The sequence below is a fragment of the Pseudochelatococcus lubricantis genome (assembly GCF_011762225.1).
Lineage (GTDB): Bacteria > Pseudomonadota > Alphaproteobacteria > Rhizobiales > Beijerinckiaceae > Pseudochelatococcus > Pseudochelatococcus lubricantis.
Genome location: NZ_JAASQI010000001.1, coordinates 587,343 through 603,461 on the forward strand (window position 1 = coordinate 587,343; position 16,119 = coordinate 603,461).

Here is a 16,119-nt window from a genome sequence, read left to right on the forward strand (position 1 = left end):
CGCGCCACTCTCACCGGCTCCCGACGAACCGCCGCAGGATGTAATAGGTGCCGGCGATGCTGAGCAGCAGGAGCAGTACGCTCCACCAGAAGCCGCCGCGCGTTTCCGTCAGCGGCAGGTTGGCGACGTTCATGCCGAAGATGCCGGCGATCAGCGCGGGCGGCATGAAGAAGGTCGTCATCATGGTGACGATATAGAGGCTGCGGTTCGATTCGTTGGCGATGCGGGTCGAGATTTCATCCTGGAGTATCTTGGCGCGGCCCTGTTCCGAGACCGTGTCATGATCGAGGACGTCGAGCCGTTCCACATAGACATGCAGCGCCCTGCGCCGGTCGTCGGGCGGCATCGCCGTTTCCGCGCACTCGACCTGGAAAACCGTCTGCCGCAGGATCAGCGTCTGGCGATGGACGCGCGCCATGGCGCGGCGCAGGGGACCGAGCAACTGGGTGGTGTTGGCCTTCATCCGCTCGCTCAGCACGTGGTCCTCGATGTCGTCCAGCTCGTCGGAGGCGGCGGCGCTCGCCGCCTCCAGCCGCTGCGTGATCTGGCCGACGAGCGCGCCGAGGAGGATGACCGGCGTGGCGAAGTGCTGGCCCTTGTCTGTCGCGGCGACGACCTCCGCGACGGCCGCGACTTTCCGCCGCCGCCCGGTGATGATGAAATCCGCGCCCACGAGGCATTGCAGGAACGTCATTTCGTCGGTCGGCGTATCGAAGTTCAGCGCGCTGTCGGGCAGGCTGAAGTTCAGCACGCCGTCCTGGCAGGCCACGGATCGGCGGCCAGTGCTGGTGATGAAACGCTGGCGCAACGGCTCCGGCACGAAGGGCAGCCCGCCGATCCAGTTTCGCGCCCGCGTATCGACGAGATCGACGTGAATCCAGACGAAGCCGCGCGTGCCGTCCTCGTCGGCGGGGCAGAGGAGCGTGTCGAGGGCCAGCGCCGGCGGATCCTCTTCCCTGATGCCGTCCCAATGCGCCTGGCCGTTGCCGTCGAAGCGGCACAGCCACATGGTATCGCGCGTGTCGCTGATGATCGTGGCCAGTGGTGTCTGCTGCATGGTTTGCCTTCCGCATCGCCTGTCAGGGCGAATCCGTCTGATCGTCCGGGACACTCCCGCGGAGCCGTCCGGTTCTGTTGTCGGCGCAATAGCCGACATACGAATGACGGATATGATAAACGTGCTTTACCCGGCTGCGCACCGTCTGCTCCGCTCGGCGATGGGGGCTGAAGCAATTTCAGCAAAAGCGGACGCCGTTCTTGCGTCGTAAGTTGTTAAAAAGCAAACACATAGGCCGTTTTCGCATTTCAACGAAACGTGGAAATGGTCTATGCCGGGCCTACGCGGGTGCTGTATACCCGAAAAGAGCGGCGCGCCCGGCCGTTTGTCCCGACAGAGGGTTCAGGGGAAACGAAGGATGACTGCAATCAGGCTGGCGCTCGTCGCCCACGATGCGCGCAAGGACGAACTCGCCTCCTTCGCGGAGCGCCATCGCGTCTTTCTGGGCCAATGCGCGCTGTTCGCGACCGGCACGACCGGCTTGCGAATCATGGAACGCTGTCCCGAACTCGATATCACACGGCTGAAGAGCGGCCCCTACGGCGGCGACCAGCAGATCGGCGCGATGATCGCCGAGAACGCGATCGACGTGTTGATCTTCTTCGTCGATCCGCTCTCGCCCCTGCCGCACGATGTCGACGTGAAGGCGCTGATGCGCCTCGCGCTTGTCTACGACGTGCCGATGGCGCTGAACCGCGCCACGGCGGAAATGGTTCTCGCGGCCGTCTTGCGCGGCGGGAAGGCCGCCGGCGAGGCGGCGGGATAGGCGCCGGCGGTTCAACCTGCGGATGCCTTTTTCCGCGGCACGTCCGGCGTGTCGGCCTCGACCGGCGGGGCAGGCGCGTCTTCCGTTCCGGTCAGCACGGCAATCCGCTCCGCCACCTCCGTGATGCGCTTGCGCAGCAGCGCGTTTTCCTGCGCGGCGCTGCCGGCCGTGAGGCTCGCGAGCCGCGTCTCAAGGCCGGCGATGGCGATGCGCCGTGCGTCGCGGTCTTCGGTCATCGCGTCGAGTTCCGCCGTGAGCCGCACGTTTTCCTGCGTCGATGCATCGTGCTCCCGGCGGAGGCTTGCGAGGGCGGAAGCGTCGGCCATCATCTGCTGGCGCAGTGCGGCCTCGACGGTGCCCGACCCTGCCCGGTCCTGCGCGTGGGCGGCGCGCTCCTTTTCGAGCTGACGCTCCACCTTTCGCACGGCGATGGCGCCTTCGGCCCGCACATAGTCCATCTGCGCGGTGAGTTCATCGATCGAGATCGGGAACTGCGCCGCCAGCCGGCGCCGGGCGAGACGGCCCGCGCGCGCGTTGACGCCCGGCAGGATCATCAGCGCCAGGACGCTGGCGGCCAGGAATCCGGCCGCAAAGATCAGGACGGTTTCGAACACGTCAGCGCCTCGCCTGTTCGGATAATGATTCGGGATCGGAGAGCCCGATCAGAACGGATTCCACGTGGATTGGGGAGTGAATTTCAGGTAGCCGATATTGACACCCAGTTTAAGCCCCACGCCGGTGCGGATCGGCACCAGAACGACATCCCGCGTCCCTTCGCCTCGGCCCGCGAGCGCGGAAACCGCGAAGCCCGCCACCAGATAGGCCGAGCCATCGATGCCGGCGAAGCGCTGGAACATGATCTCGACGTTAGGCAGGTGATAGATGAGGATCATCGTCCTGTTGCCCGCCCCGCCGAAATCGAAGCCGAGCGAAGGCCCCTGCCAGAACACGACGCGCTCACCCATGTTGCGCGTGTAGACGCGCCCTTCGCCGTAGCGCAGGCCGCCGAAGAAGGCGCCCGCCGCCTCCTGCCCCAGGATGTAGCCGTTGGGCTTGCCCCAGCGCTCGAAGACGTTCTGCACCGCGAGCGCCAGGCCACGTGAGGTGGAGCCGAAGAAGCGGTGTCCCGAGTCGACGATTTCCTCTACGTTGAACGTGTCGCCCGAGGCGGGCGCCGGCTCGAAGCCGGGCGGCGGCGGTTGCTGGGCCAGGGCGCCTTGCGGGCCTGCCGACAGCAGCGCGGCCAGTCCGCTGCCTGCCGAAAGAGCCAGCATTCTGCGCCGTGTGAGCTGCGGTTGTTTCGTATCACGCGGTGACGAATCCATGCACCCGTTCCTCCTGAGGCATCGCCGGTCGGCACTGTTGGGCCGACGTGTGAAGGTTGGCGCAGTATCTATGCCAACAATGGCTGTCGCGAGGCAATCGCCGTCGCACGCCTCCTCACGGGCGGCAAAAGGCGCCGACAGCAGCAGGATCGCCCCAGGCGATGAACGGTCCGTTAACGTGGCCGTCCCGCGCGCGCCCGTAGGTCAGCGGTGCGCCGGCCGGATCGACCACGGTGCCGCCAGCGGCGCGCAGCACTGCGTCTCCCGCCGCCGTGTCCCACTCCATGGTGCGGCCGAAGCGCGGGTAGACGTCCGCCTCACCCTGCGCGATGACGCAGAACTTGACGGACGAAGATGCCGAGACGCGCTCGCATACGGGCAGGCGGGCCAGAAATTCTTCCGTGTGCTCATCGCCGTGGCGGCGGCTCGCGAGCGCGGTCAGGCCGGCCGGCGGCGCCTTGCGTGTGTGAATGGTCCGCCAGTCCGCCACGGTCGGGCGCGGCTCATAGGGTGTGCGCTTCGTGGCGGCAGCGTGCGCGCCACCGATCCACAGCAGGCCGCTCGCCGGCGCGTACACCGCGCCCGCCACGGGCACGCCGTTGACGATCGCCGCGACGTTGACCGTGTATTCGAGGCCGCCGCTGGTGAAATCGCGCGTGCCGTCGAGCGGGTCGACGAGGAAGAACGCCCTGTCCGCCGTTATATCGCCGGCCGTCTCGCCTGCTTCGGCGCGCGCCGCCGTCTGTTCCTCGGCGATCACGGGTACGTTTGGAAAATGCACGGCGAGCGTGTCGAGGATATAGCGTTCCGCCTCGACGTCGGCGTCCGTGTAGCTCGACCCGTCCGTCTTGCGGTAGACGCCGAAGCCGCGCGCCACCGCCTCCAGAATCAGGCCGCCGGCGAGGCGGACGATTTCGCCCAGATGCTCCGCCAGCCGGTCGCGGATGGCGGGCTCGTGCCACCGGCGATAATCGCCCGCCGCGCCGTCCGGGGGGAAATCGCGCGGGTCTGGAGGCGTCGGCATGATGGTTCCTCGGGGCGTGTCGCCGCCCGGTCCGGCCTGTGGGTCGCGCGATGCGGCTGCCGCTTGACCTGACGATCTGTTAACCTGATTTGGTTAGCGTGCAGTGTAGCCGCTTTTCAAGCCCGGCGGCACCGTGTAACAGATTTTTTTCGCAAGGTGTCGCCGATCGCAGGAAAACGGCCGCAGCGCGCCAAGGCCACATCAGGATAGAAACAGATTTTCGCCCGCGGAGCACTCATGACTTCTGTCTCCCTCGACGCACTCGACCTCGCCGCCTTGCTGTGCAGCCGGGTGTGTCACGACGTCATCAGCCCGGTGGGCGCCATCGTCAACGGCCTCGAAGTACTGGAGGACGAGGACGACGCCTCCATGAAGGAGTTCGCGCTCGACCTCATCAAGAAGAGCGCGCGCCAGGCCTCCGCTCGCCTTCAGTTTGCACGCCTGGCCTTCGGCGCGGCCGGTTCCGCCGGCGCGGAGATCGATCTGGGCGACGCCGAGCAGGTCGCCAAGGGCTTCATCCACGACGACAAACTGTCGCTGGTGTGGAACGCGGAACGGCGGCTGCTGCCGAAAAACAAGGTTAAGCTGCTGCTCAACCTCATCCTGGTAGCGACCAATGCCATTCCGCGCGGCGGGCGCATCACGGTCGACGCCGATTTCGGCGCGGCGCCGGCGGAGACCCGTCTGCGCGTCACGGCGCAGGGGCCGCAGGCGCGCATTCCCGTCAACGCTCAGGAACTCGTCGCCGGGCGCTCCGCCACGGGCGAGGTGGACGCGCACGGCATCCAGGCCTTCTATACCGGGCTCGTGGCGAATGCGGCGGGGCTTGGCGTGAGCTTCACCATCGACGGCGACATCGTCACCATCAGCGCTGATCCCCTGAGCTGAGCGGCACAGCCGGCGGCGGAGGTTCGCCGCTCCCGCTTTCCAGATAGCGCAGGATGCCCGCCGCGGCCGCGTGGCCGGTGGCGAAGGTGGCCTGCAGCAGGTAGCCGCCGGTGGGGGCCTCCCAGTCGAGCATCTCGCCGGCCGCGAACACGCCGGGTCTCTTGCGCAGCATGTAGTTGTCGTCGATCTCCGCCCTGTGGATGCCGCCTGCCGACGAAATGGCCCGTGCCAGCGGCTGCGTGCCGGTGAGGCGGATAGGCACGCCCTTGACGAGCGCCGCGAGTTCCCGCGCGGTCGTCGGCAGCGGGCCGGGCTCGCGCACCAGCAGCGCCGCCGCTGGCGACAGGCCGGCGACCTTGCGCAGGGTGGTCGCTGCCGACTGGCCGGACCGCGCCCGCTCCAGCCGCCACGCCAGTTCCGACTCGTTCATGCCGGTTTGCAGGTCGATCGTGAGCGTTGCTTCGCCGTCGCGGGCGATGGCCTCTCGCAGTACCGTCGACAGCGCATAGACGGCACCGCCCTCGATGCCGGTCGCGGTGATCATCGCTTCGCCGTTGGCGGTCAGCCCTTCCGCGTGTAGCGCAATGCGCTTCAGCGGCTCGCCCTCGGCACGGGCTCGAAACACGTCCGACCACGCGACGGTGAAGCCGCAATTCGCAGGGCGCAGCTCCGCGACATCGATGCCCTCGCCGCGCAGCACCTCCACCCAGCCGCCGTCAGAGCCGAGCCGCGGCCACGATCCGCCGCCGAGCGCCAGCAGCGCGGCATCGGCGCAGACGACACGCTCGCCCTCCGGCGTGGCGAAGCGCAGGCCGCCGTTCGCGAAACCGAGCCAGCAATGGCGGAAGGAGAAGGCGACGCCGGCCTGCTCCAGCTGTCGCAGCCAGGCGCGCAGCAGCGGCGTGGCCTTGTAGGAGCGCGGAAAGATGCGCCGGCTCGATCCCTCGAAGGTGGGTTCGCCCAGATCAGCGCTCCACCGGCGCAGGCGCCCGGGCGGAAACGCGCGGATAGCGGGCTCCAGCCAGTTGCGCGCCGGCCCGTATCGCTGCAGAAACTTGTCGAGCGGCTCCGCGTGCGTGAGGTTCAGCCCGCCGCGTCCCGCCATCAGGAACTTGCGGGCGGGGGAAGGCATGCGCTCGTAGACCGTCACCGCGCAACCGGCGCGCGCCAGTTCCCCGGCGGCCATCAACCCCGCCGGTCCCGCGCCGACGACGGCGACGGTTCGTCTCGTCTCGTTATCGGCGGACACGGCAGAATGTCCCGCGCCGGCCCGGTGGGCTCATGGTTATGGTGAAATGCGATGACAAGGCGTTCTCCGGACGGATGCGGCGCAAGACAACGCCGCATGGAGTGAAGCGGCCTCTTGCGAATCGCCGCCTCGCTTTCTCTGGCTGTCGAGGCGCAATCCCGGCCCTGAGGGCAAGGAAGCGCGCCCTATTCCGCCGCCGCGACGACATTGCCGCGCCGGCTGTGATTGGCATAGGTATCCCAGGTGATGTCGTACTCGCCGGCCTGATTGCCCCACGCCATCCATCCCGTGCGGGTGCCGCGCGCGAAGAGTTCGAGATAGGGACCCGGGCTGCATGCCTCTATTATATCATAGAATTCGTCCGGCTTGCGGCTGTGCTCGCGCTTTTGCGCGGCGAAAAGATTGACCTGCCTGCGGCCGGGAGCCTGCGTCCGGGCGTTCTTGCCCCGCACGCCGAACAGCACCAGCTCCGTCACGTTACGAAAATAGAACCCGACACCCCGGCCATCGGAGCCCCCATCCTTCCGCACCTTGTGCCAGACGAGGTTGGACTTGTAATCGAAGCCCCACGCCTTCATGACCGCAAGCCCCTCGGGCAGGAGAGCATTTGGCACCCACAGATAGAGATGCGCGGGGCTTGCAGCCGCTTCGGAGACCGGCAACGCCGCGATCTCGGCGAGTTCCATGGTGCCATAGCGACTGAGGCGCTTGTGTTCCGGGGCCATCTTGCCGGTCCGGTTCTGGAATCGCCACGGTGGATCGGCGAGGATGGTCGCAAACTTGCGGCCGGCAAGCTGCTGCCGGAATTCCTCGACGGGGTTCGGGGAGCCTGTCATTCCGCACTCCAGTCGCTGACGCACTCAGGCGTGATGCCGATGGCGAGCACAGGACAGCCGCCATTGCGCCCGGCATTGAGGCGATAGAGGAGTTTGCCCATCCACGTTGTGCTCGCGCCGTATTTTTCCATCGTCGGGCGCGGGTCGCCGTTCCGCTTCGTCTCTATGTTCCCATCTTTTTTCAGCGCCGGCCCCACCTGACGGAACACCATATCCAGACTGCGGCTGCGCGTGACCAGAACGGCAGCATCGATCACGCCGCATTGCGCGAAGGCGCTGAATGCGTAGAGGTCGCGATCGAACGTCTGATCCTTGCTGTTCCATTCGAGATCGAATGCAACCCTGCCCTTGACGTAGTCTATCTTGTGCCCGTCCAGAAAGTTGGCCCGTCTTATCTCCTTCTGCCGGCGCTCGAACACGGGCCTGCCCGCTTTCGTATTGCGGCTCTGCTCCCGCCACAGCAGGCGGACGAGCAGGTCTCCCTGCACGACGGTCTCGTGCCAGTTCAGCGGCCGCAGAACCTGAGAGAAAAGCTTGGGAATATCGGATTCGTTGCCGCCGGCGGTGCGGATCATCTGCGTCGTGATGCTGAAGCCGCGCAGCGCCTCAAGCAGTTCTCCGTACTCGGCCCTGTGGCTCTGATTCAGGATGACGGCAGCGTTCCGGTAGCTGTAGACCTCGTATTTCGTGCGGATGTCCGCTGGAACCATCGCGTCGACCAACGCCTGCGGATCCGCCGCGTCGCCCGGCGCCGTCGCCACTTCCGCAAGGGCGATGTCTTCCAGTGCGATTTCGTCCGCCAATTCATCTGCGGCAATATCGTCGACCACGCTCAACCTCATCTCCCGTCAACTGACTGGTAACAGAAAACCGTGAGAACACAAGCGGAACGACTGGCCGGACCGAGCAACCCGGGGCATGATTCACAGCTTTCCGGTTTCCTCTCGCCGCCGCCTGTCCGTGTGCCCCGATCCGGTCCGCGCCAACTGTCCGCCTGTGCGTTGCCCGCGCGATTCATGCTATGGAAAGCCATGCAATGGCAGGACGAAGGCATTGTACTCGGCATCAGGCGGCACGGGGAGACGAGCGTCATCCTCGATCTGCTGACGCGCGCGCGCGGCCGTCACGGCGGGCTGTTGCGTGGCGGGCGTTCGTTGCGCATGCAGCCGGTGCTGCAGACGGGAAATTCGGTCGAGGCCGTCTGGCGCGGGCGCGTCGAGGGCCAGCTCGGCCAGTACCGCGTCGAGGGCACCGTGTCGCGCGCCGCCCGCTTTCTCGATTCGCCGCTGGCGCTGAACGGTCTCGGCCTGCTCGCCGATCTGCTGCGCCTGTTGCCCGAGCGCGATCCGCATCCTGCCCTCTACGACGCCGCACTCGTCGTGCTCGACCACCTGGACGAGGCCGGCATCGCCCCCGTGCTGCTCGTGCGCTTCGAACTCGCCCTGCTCGCGGAATTCGGCTTCGGTCTCGATCTCACGCAATGCGCCGTGACGGGCGCGACGCAGGACCTCATCTATGTATCGCCACGAACCGGGCGGGCAGTGTCGGCGCGGGCCGGCGAGCCATACCAGGACAGGCTGCTGGCGCTGCCGGCCTTCCTGCGCGATTCCGGCAACGGGCGGGGCTTCATGGCGGGTGCAGGCCATCCCGGCAACGCGGCGGTGCGGGCGGGCTTCGCGCTCACCGGCCATTTCCTCGCGCGCCACATCTACGGCTCCCGCGACGCACCGCTGCCGGACGCGCGGGCGCGCCTGCTGTCGCTGCTCGCGTGATGCACGGGCCTGTCCGACGCAAGGCGGCTTGCGATGATCGGTGTCGTTCGATATATGTTCGCGATAAGACGGGATTCGGTGCGGAGTTCTCAGGGGTTCAATGGGCAAGAAAGCGGATTTGCCGCCGGCGGGCGGGCGCGATGACGGCGGCATCGAGGAAGTCGGCCTGCGCGAGGCGCTGGAAGAGCGCTACCTTGCCTATGCGCTCTCCACCATCATGCATCGCGCGCTGCCCGACGCGCGCGACGGCCTCAAACCCGTCCACCGGCGCATCCTCCACGGCATGCGGCTGCTGCGGCTTGAGCCGGGCGCGGCCTTCAAGAAATCCGCGCGCGTCGTCGGCGATGTCATGGGTCAGTTCCATCCGCACGGGGACCAGTCCATCTATGACGCGCTGGTGCGCCTCGCTCAGGATTTCGCCCAGCGTTATCCGCTGATCGAGGGGCAGGGCAACTTCGGCAATGTCGACGGCGACAATGCCGCCGCCATGCGCTACACCGAGGCGCGGCTGACACCCGTCGCGCAGCTTCTGCTGCAGGGCATCGATGAGGATGCGGTCGACTTCCGCGACACCTACGACGAGACCAACCGCGAGCCTGTCGTGCTGCCGGCGGCCTTTCCGAACCTGATGGCGAACGGCGCGCAGGGCATCGCGGTCGGCATGGCCACCTCCATCCCGCCCCACAACGCCGCCGAACTGTGCGACGCGGCGCTCTATCTGATCACGCATCCGGCCGCCGACACCGACGCCCTGCTGACCTTCGTGCTGGGGCCGGACTTGCCCACGGGCGGCATCATCGTGGACGACCGCGAGACCATCGCCGAAGCCTACCGCACGGGACGCGGCGGCTTCCGCGTGCGCGCCCGCTGGACGCGGGAGGAGGGAGCGCGCGGCCAGTGGACGGCGATTGTCACCGAGATTCCCTATGGCGTGACCAAGGGGCGGCTGATCGAGAAAGCCGCCGATCTGCTGCTCGCCAAGAAGCTGCCGCTGGTCGCCGATATCCGCGACGAATCGGCGGAGGACATCCGCATCGTCATCGAACCGCGCGTGCGGACCGTCGATGACGTGCTGATGATGGAATCGCTGTTCCGGCTGACCGAACTCGAATCGCGCCTGTCGCTCAACCTCAACGTGCTGGCGGCGGGGCAGATTCCGAAAGTGCTGAGCCTTGCGGAAGTGCTGCGCGAATGGCTTGACCACCGGCGCGACGTACTGCTGCGCCGTTCCCGCTTCCGGCTTGGCGAGATCGTGCGCCGCCTCGAAATCCTCGACGGCCTGCTGATCATCTATCTCGATCTCGACCGCGTCATCAGGATCATCCGTGAGGAGGATGAGGCGAAACCCGCGCTCATCGCCGCCTTTTCGCTCACCGACGTGCAGGCCGAGGCCATCCTCAACACGCGGCTGCGTTCGCTGCGCAAGCTGGAGGAGATGGAGCTGCGCCGCGAGCATGATAAGCTGACGGAGGAGCGCGCTGGCATCGAGGCGCTGCTGGCCTCCGAGGAAAGCCAGTGGAAGAGGGTGGCGGGGGAGGTGCGCGAGGTGCGCAAGCTCTTCGGCCCCGAAACCGCGCTCGGGCGCCGGCGCACCACCTTCGCCGAGGCGCCGGAGGCGGCGGGTGCCGACCTCACGGAGGCGATGGTCGAGCGCGAGCCGATCACCGTTGTGCTGTCGGCCAAGGGCTGGATCAGGGCGCTGAAGGGCCACGGCGTTGACCTGTCGAGCCTGCAGTTCAAAGGCGACGACAGGCTCTTCCTGTCGTTCCCCACCGAGACGACGGCACGGCTGCTGGTGCTGACCGACGACGGGCGCGTCTTCACCATCGAGGCGGCGAAGTTGCCCGGCGGGCGCGGCGTGGGCGATCCGTTGCGACTGATGGCGGATATAGACGAGAACGCCGCGATCGTCGCCGCCTTCCCCTACGTTTCGGGCGAAAAGCTGCTGCTGGCGGCCTCTGACGGACGCGGCTTCATCGCGGCGGCGGACGACATCGTCGCCAACACGCGCAAGGGCAAGCAGGTGCTGAACCTTGATGCCGCCGGCCGGGCGCGTCTGTGTGTGCCGGCGAACGGCGACCACGTTGCCGTCGTCGGCGAAAACCGCAAGCTGCTGGTGTTCCCGGTCGTCCAGTTGCCGGAGATGGCGCGTGGGCGCGGCGTGCGCCTGCAGCGCTATGGCGACGGTGGCATCTCCGACGCGCGCGTCTTCAGTATTGCGGATGGACTGACATGGACCGACGCCTCAGGCCGCACGTGGACGGTGCCCGAGGCCGAAATCCGCGCCTGGCTCGGCAACCGCGCCGATGGCGGGCGCCTGCCGCCGAAGGGCTTTCCGCGCAACAACAGGTTCCGGTAATCGTAGCGGGCATGCGGGGAGGGCGGCCGGCTGGCGGGTTTTTCCGCCACGGGCGCGAGGGTATTCGCGTGGTGCGGCAAGAAAACGAAATGTAATTACATTGCATTTAGAAACGTTATTTCATATCTATGCAAGTACAGCGAGCGTCGCGGCGCGTTTTTTCATGTTCGGTCATCTCATTGACATGGGGCGTTCCTACTGTCCGGACAATCCCGCGACCGGGTATGGCCGCGTCTGTGCGGGGTGGGCGAAGTACTTCTGTCTAACAAGGAAATTGCAACATGCGACACTATTGGTTGGTCGCGACGGCCGTGGCGCTCGTGCCGGGCGTCGCTGGCGCGCAAGCCATTTATCCGATCGATCGCGCGACGATCCTTTCCGGTTCGAAGTTCGACTTCAAGGTCGAATTTCCCGAGGTTGTGAAGGAAGCCGACGTCAAGGTCCTGGTGAACGGTGAGGATCATGCCTCCGTGTTCGGCAAGAAGGCCGAGTTCACCGAGAAGGAAAAGGATGCCAATGCGTCCGCGATCCGTCTCAATGACGTCGTCATCGCCAAGCCCGGCACCTACAAGATCGAGGCCAGCGTCGCCGGTCAGCCCGCGAAGTCCGTGACTTGGGAAGTGTACGGCACCGCCGACAAGCCTGTCGCGAAGAACGTGATCTTCCTGATCGGCGACGGCATGTCCGTCGCCCACCGCACGGCCGCCCGCATCATGTCGCGCGGCAACACCCAGGGCAAGGCTAACGCCAAGCTCAACATGGACTACCTGCCGAACCTCGCCTTCATCGGCACGTCGAGCACGGACTCGATCGCCGCCGATAGCGCGAACACGGCCTCCGCCTACTTCACCGGCCACAAGTCCGCCGTGAACGCGCTCGGCGTCTACGACAGCCGCGCCAAGAACTCGCTTGAGCATCCGAAGCAGGAAACCCTCGGCCAGGCGCTGCGCCGCGCGGCCCCGAACAAGAAGCTCGGCATCGTCACCACCGCCGAGGTGGAGGACGCGACGCCGGCCGCGCTCGTCGCCAACACCCGCAAGCGCGCCGACAAGGACAAGATCGTCGGCATGCACTTCGCCGTGCTGCCCGACGTTCTGCTCGGCGGCGGCTCGGCCTACTTCCTGCCGCAGGGCACGCCTGGCTCCAAGCGCAAGGACGACATCGACTACATCGCCAAGTTCCGCGACGAGGGCTACTCGATCGCCACGGACCGCGACAGCCTGATCAAGTCGGCCGCCGAGACCAACTCCGGCAAGGTCCTCGGCCTGTTCCACACCGGTAACATGGACGTGCTGCTCGACCGCCAGTTCCTCAAGCGGGGTACCGTCGACAAGTTCCCGAACCAGCCCGGTCTCGTGGACATGACCAAGGCGGCGCTGGACGTGCTGTCGAAGAACGAGGACGGCTTCGTGCTGATGGTCGAGGGCGCCTCCATCGACAAGATGTCGCATCCGCTCGACTGGGACCGCGCTGCTGTCGAGACGATCGAGTTCGACAACGCTGTCGGCGTGGCGCGTGAGTTCGCCGAGAAGCACCCCGACACGCTGGTCATCGTCACCGCCGACCACACCCACGGCGTGGGCGTTGTCGGCACCATCGACGACAACAAGCCGGGCGATGACATGCGCGAGAAGGTCGGCACCTACCAGGACGCCGGCTTCCCGAACTACGAGGACAAGGACGGCGACACCTATCCTGACGACATCAACGTCAGCAAGCGCCTCGCCATCTTCTCTAACAACTTCCCGGACTACTACGAGACGTGGCGTCCGAAGCTCGACGGCCCGTTCGTCCCCGCGATCAAGAACGAGAAGGACGAGTACATCGCCAACGAGCAGTACCGGAACGTTCCCGGCGCCGTCCTGCGCATCGGCAACATCCCGCGCAGCGGCGATACCGGTGTGCATGCGGTCGACGACGTGGTGCTGCAGTCGCAGGGCCCCGGCTCCGAGAAGCTCAAGGGTTACATGGAGAACTCGGACGTCTATCGCGTGGTCGTGGACGCTCTCGCCCTCGGCGCCAAGCAGTAATTATCCGATATGAAGATTTCGTCCGGACGGGAAGCCGTCCGGACGTGCTGTTTTTGAGATACCGGCAGTTTTCGCGTAAGTGATAATTGTCATGAAACGGAACTGCGTTCTGATATATCGTTATGGCGTTATCGGATTCCCGCTGCGAGTAAACGGAAAGTGAATCGACGTTTCCTCGTGTTTGTCCGATTTCTGGCCCGGGAAGGTGTCCACCTTCCGGACGCCGGAAGGGCGGGATGGATATCGGAGGCTGAAATGAAACGTTCCTCATGGACAGGCGAGCCGGTGTCGCGCCGCGATATCGTGCGCGCGGGCATGGGCGGCGCGGCCGCGCTTGCATTGGCGGGCCATGTCGCCCCGGTGCGCGCGCAGGGCGGCGATATGCTGACGTTCGAGCAGCTCTATGGCAAGTTCAGCGTGCTGGGTCTGGAGTTTTCGGAGCAGGTCAAGCGACTCAAGGGGCGGAAGGTCTCCATGCGCGGCTTCATGGCGCCGCCGCTGAAGGCCGAGTCCAAGTTCTTCGTGCTCACCAAGATGCCGATGGCGCTGTGCCCGTTCTGCTCGTCGGACGCCGACTGGCCGGAGGACATCGTTGTTGTCTACCTCGGCGACAAGCAGACCTTCGTGCAATCGAACCAGACCATCGAGGTCACCGGCACGCTCGAAGTCGGGTCGTGGATCGATCCGGAAACCGGCTTCGTCAGCCAGTTGCGCCTCACCGACGCTCGCTTCAGGTCCGTATAGATGGTCGCGCTCCAGCTTTCCGACGTCAGGGTGAGCTTCCCCGGGCTCGACGCGCCGGTGCTCGACATCCCGCGGCTTGAAATCGCGCCGGGCGAGAATGTCGTGATCACGGGGCCGTCGGGCTCCGGCAAGACGACGCTGATCAACGTCATCACGGGGCTGGAGAAACCCGATCAAGGCACGGTGCGCTGGGGCGATATCGATCTCGTGCCCCTCACTGAATCGCAGCGGGATGCGTGGCGTGCGACGCACGTCGGCCTCGTGATGCAGGAGTTTCATCTGTTTCCGGGCCTCAGCGCCATTGAGAACGTGCTGCTGCCGGTGCGCTTCCGCGTCTTTTCCGTGCCCGCGGAATTGCGCGGCCGCGCGGCGGCGCTGCTGGAGCGCGTGGGCCTGAAGCGGCACGACCAGCGTATCGAGACCATGTCGCGCGGCGAGATGCAGCGCGTGGCGGTGGCGCGTGCGCTGCTCGGCAAGCCGGCCGTGCTGGTCGCCGATGAACCGACTGCCAGTCTCGACGCGGCGAGCGGCGCGGTGGTGGGTGATCTGTTGACGGAGCTGGCGGACGAGGAAAACGCCACGCTGATCGCCGTCACCCACGATCCGCGTCTCGCCTCGCGGTTGCAGCGGCGGCTGCGGCTCGTTGCCGGGCGCATCGTCGAGGACACGGCTCAGACGGCGGTGCCGCCCACGGCCGCGTCCGCCGCAACCGCGCAGCAGGGGCAGGTGACATCATGATTCCCGTCCGTTTCATTCTGGCCGACCTGCGTCGTCTGTGGGCCGGATCGCTGGTGATCGTGCTGCTGATCGGCCTCGCGACGGCGCTCGGCATCGCCGTGGGCATCCAGGAGCGGGCGTTGCGCCTTGGCAGCGCGCGCGCCGCGGACCGTTTTGACGTCGTTATCGGCGCGGCCGGCAGCGAAACGCAACTGGTGCTGAGTTCCGTCTTTCTGCAGGCGGCGCCGCTCACACTGCTGCCGGGGCAAGTGCTGAAGAAGCTTGCCGAGGATCCGCGTGTCGACTGGGCGGCGCCGGTGGGCTTCGGTGATTCGTTCCAGGGCTCGCCCATCGTGGGTACCACGAACGAGTTCCTGACCGACAAGGGCCGCCGGCAGTTGCTCGCGGGCCATGTCTTCGAGAAGCGCACGGACGCTGTGGCCGGTGCCCTGGTCGATCTCCAGCCGGGCGATACGGTCAAGCCGATTCACGGCCTGCCGGGCGAGGGTGGGCATAGCCACGACGAACTGGCCTACACCATCGTGGGGCGGCTCGCGCCGACGGGCACGCCGTGGGACCGGGCGATCCTCGTCCCCATCGAGGCCGTCTGGAGCATCCACGGGATGGGGCCGGCGGGCGCGCATGCGGAAAGCGATCACGCGGCCGCAGGCGACCACGACCACGATCACGACGGTGCGCAGGACCACGCGGCGGCGGACCATCTGGGCCCCCCGTGGTCTGCCGGCGTTCCCGGCGTTCCGGCAATCATCGTCAAGCCGAAGTCCATCGCCGCCGCCTACCAGCTGCGGCAGGAGTACCGCGCGGAAACGACGGTCGGCGTGTTCCCGGCGGAGGTGCTGACGCGCCTCTATGCGACGCTCGGCGACGCGCGGCTGGTGCTGACCGCCATTGCCATCGGCACGCAGGCGCTCGTCGGCGCGGCCGTGGTGCTGGTGTCGGTGGTGCATCTGTCGCAGCGCCGCCGCCAGATCGGCGCGCTCAGGGCGCTCGGCGCGCCGCGCGCGGCGATCTTCGGCGTGGTGTGGGTGGAACTGTTGCTGCTGATCGGGCTCGGCGTTGCTCTCGGTGTCGGTCTGGGCTATCTGGGCGCGAAGGTTGCAGCTTCTTTCTTCACCGTGCAGAGCGGCATCGTGCTGCCGGTGACGCTGGAGGCAAGCGACGTCGGCTTCGCCGCCGTGCTGCTGCTGGTGGCCGCGCTGATCGCGCTCATCCCCGCGTGGCTCGCCTACCGCCAGCCGCCGGCGGCTGCGCTGAGGGCGTGACAGCATTGCTGCCTCCGGGCGGCTTGCGGTATCGATTGTGCCTATAATAAACGGCGGGGCGGCAGGCTC

Annotated in this window: 15 protein-coding genes; 8 read left to right on the top strand and 7 right to left on the bottom strand. The window is 66.7% G+C overall.

Annotated features, from left to right (window positions below):
• Positions 1 to 10: 10 nt before the first annotated feature.
• The gene (locus FHS82_RS02550; RefSeq protein WP_166948360.1) at positions 11 to 1,057 is read right to left on the bottom strand and encodes a CorA family divalent cation transporter; all 1,047 of its coding nucleotides are present in this window, start codon (positions 1,055 to 1,057) and stop codon (positions 11 to 13) included.
• Between the two features lie 358 nt (positions 1,058 to 1,415).
• Here FHS82_RS02550 and FHS82_RS02555 point away from each other — a divergent pair, with 358 nt between their 5' ends.
• Positions 1,416 to 1,823 (top strand): methylglyoxal synthase, encoded by a 408-nt coding sequence (locus FHS82_RS02555; protein WP_166948362.1) that lies wholly within the window; start codon positions 1,416 to 1,418, stop codon positions 1,821 to 1,823.
• Between the two features lie 11 nt (positions 1,824 to 1,834).
• Here FHS82_RS02555 and FHS82_RS02560 read toward each other — a convergent pair whose 3' ends face one another.
• The 3 genes from FHS82_RS02560 to FHS82_RS02570 all read right to left on the bottom strand — a co-directional run bounded on the left by FHS82_RS02560 (position 1,835) and on the right by FHS82_RS02570 (position 4,172).
• Positions 1,835 to 2,437 carry a hypothetical protein gene (locus FHS82_RS02560; RefSeq protein ID WP_166948364.1) on the bottom strand — a complete coding sequence of 201 codons (603 nt, stop codon included), beginning with the start codon at positions 2,435 to 2,437 and terminating at the stop codon, positions 1,835 to 1,837.
• A gap of 48 nt (positions 2,438 to 2,485) precedes the next feature.
• Complete coding sequence (locus FHS82_RS02565; protein ID WP_166948366.1) at positions 2,486 to 3,148, bottom strand: DUF1134 domain-containing protein; 663 nt, start codon at positions 3,146 to 3,148, stop codon at positions 2,486 to 2,488.
• Between the two features lie 115 nt (positions 3,149 to 3,263).
• A complete protein-coding gene (locus tag FHS82_RS02570; RefSeq protein ID WP_166948368.1) occupies positions 3,264 to 4,172 on the bottom strand; it encodes a 3'(2'),5'-bisphosphate nucleotidase CysQ family protein in 909 nt (302 codons plus the stop codon).
• 237 nt (positions 4,173 to 4,409) lie between these two features.
• Between FHS82_RS02570 and chpT the strand changes: the two genes are divergently transcribed.
• Positions 4,410 to 5,060 (top strand): histidine phosphotransferase ChpT, encoded by a 651-nt coding sequence (gene chpT, locus FHS82_RS02575; RefSeq protein ID WP_166948370.1) that lies wholly within the window; start codon positions 4,410 to 4,412, stop codon positions 5,058 to 5,060.
• On the opposite strand, the gene FHS82_RS02580 is transcribed toward chpT, so the two are convergent.
• The 3 genes from FHS82_RS02580 to FHS82_RS02590 form a co-directional block, all read right to left on the bottom strand.
• Positions 5,038 to 6,309: a TIGR03862 family flavoprotein gene (locus tag FHS82_RS02580; RefSeq protein WP_343042485.1), complete on the bottom strand. Its 1,272-nt coding sequence runs from the start codon at positions 6,307 to 6,309 to the stop codon at positions 5,038 to 5,040. The two genes, chpT and FHS82_RS02580, sit on opposite strands and share 23 nt — an antisense overlap.
• 185 nt (positions 6,310 to 6,494) lie before the next feature.
• Positions 6,495 to 7,145 carry an MT-A70 family methyltransferase gene (locus FHS82_RS02585; protein ID WP_166948372.1) on the bottom strand — a complete coding sequence of 217 codons (651 nt, stop codon included), beginning with the start codon at positions 7,143 to 7,145 and terminating at the stop codon, positions 6,495 to 6,497.
• A complete protein-coding gene (locus FHS82_RS02590) occupies positions 7,142 to 7,975 on the bottom strand; it encodes a BglII/BstYI family type II restriction endonuclease (RefSeq protein ID WP_343042494.1) in 834 nt (277 codons plus the stop codon). The genes FHS82_RS02585 and FHS82_RS02590 overlap by 4 nt, the downstream gene beginning before the upstream one ends.
• A gap of 201 nt (positions 7,976 to 8,176) precedes the next feature.
• Here FHS82_RS02590 and recO point away from each other — a divergent pair, with 201 nt between their 5' ends.
• The 6 genes from recO (at position 8,177) to FHS82_RS02620 (ending at position 16,050) form a co-directional block, all read left to right on the top strand.
• A complete protein-coding gene (gene recO, locus FHS82_RS02595) occupies positions 8,177 to 8,917 on the top strand; it encodes a DNA repair protein RecO (protein ID WP_166948377.1) in 741 nt (246 codons plus the stop codon).
• A 100-nt stretch (positions 8,918 to 9,017) separates the two neighbouring features.
• The gene (parC, locus tag FHS82_RS02600; protein ID WP_166948379.1) at positions 9,018 to 11,276 is read left to right on the top strand and encodes a DNA topoisomerase IV subunit A; all 2,259 of its coding nucleotides are present in this window, start codon (positions 9,018 to 9,020) and stop codon (positions 11,274 to 11,276) included.
• A gap of 281 nt (positions 11,277 to 11,557) precedes the next feature.
• On the top strand, positions 11,558 to 13,306 hold the full coding sequence (locus FHS82_RS02605) for an alkaline phosphatase (protein WP_166948381.1): 1,749 nt from the start codon (positions 11,558 to 11,560) through the stop codon (positions 13,304 to 13,306).
• Positions 13,307 to 13,561: 255 nt separating this feature from the next.
• Entirely contained in the window at positions 13,562 to 14,050 is a 489-nt protein-coding gene (locus FHS82_RS02610) for a hypothetical protein (protein WP_377700234.1), read from the top strand.
• Positions 14,051 to 14,788, top strand: coding sequence for an ABC transporter ATP-binding protein (locus tag FHS82_RS02615; protein WP_166948383.1), 738 nt, complete (start codon positions 14,051 to 14,053; stop codon positions 14,786 to 14,788).
• Entirely contained in the window at positions 14,785 to 16,050 is a 1,266-nt protein-coding gene (locus FHS82_RS02620) for an FtsX-like permease family protein (protein ID WP_166948386.1), read from the top strand. The genes FHS82_RS02615 and FHS82_RS02620 overlap by 4 nt, the downstream gene beginning before the upstream one ends.
• Positions 16,051 to 16,119 lie beyond the last annotated feature (69 nt).

Coding starts and splice junctions, on each gene's coding strand:
- parC (WP_166948379.1), top strand. CDS start 9,018: ATGGGCAAGAAAGCGGATTTGCCGCCGGCGGGCGGGCGCGATGACGGC.
- FHS82_RS02570 (WP_166948368.1), bottom strand. CDS start 4,172: ATGCCGACGCCTCCAGACCCGCGCGATTTCCCCCCGGACGGCGCGGCG.
- recO (WP_166948377.1), top strand. CDS start 8,177: ATGCAATGGCAGGACGAAGGCATTGTACTCGGCATCAGGCGGCACGGG.
- FHS82_RS02550 (WP_166948360.1), bottom strand. CDS start 1,057: ATGCAGCAGACACCACTGGCCACGATCATCAGCGACACGCGCGATACC.
- FHS82_RS02615 (WP_166948383.1), top strand. CDS start 14,051: ATGGTCGCGCTCCAGCTTTCCGACGTCAGGGTGAGCTTCCCCGGGCTC.
- FHS82_RS02585 (WP_166948372.1), bottom strand. CDS start 7,145: ATGACAGGCTCCCCGAACCCCGTCGAGGAATTCCGGCAGCAGCTTGCC.
- chpT (WP_166948370.1), top strand. CDS start 4,410: ATGACTTCTGTCTCCCTCGACGCACTCGACCTCGCCGCCTTGCTGTGC.
- FHS82_RS02620 (WP_166948386.1), top strand. CDS start 14,785: ATGATTCCCGTCCGTTTCATTCTGGCCGACCTGCGTCGTCTGTGGGCC.
- FHS82_RS02605 (WP_166948381.1), top strand. CDS start 11,558: ATGCGACACTATTGGTTGGTCGCGACGGCCGTGGCGCTCGTGCCGGGC.
- FHS82_RS02555 (WP_166948362.1), top strand. CDS start 1,416: ATGACTGCAATCAGGCTGGCGCTCGTCGCCCACGATGCGCGCAAGGAC.
- FHS82_RS02610 (WP_377700234.1), top strand. CDS start 13,562: ATGAAACGTTCCTCATGGACAGGCGAGCCGGTGTCGCGCCGCGATATC.
- FHS82_RS02565 (WP_166948366.1), bottom strand. CDS start 3,148: ATGGATTCGTCACCGCGTGATACGAAACAACCGCAGCTCACACGGCGC.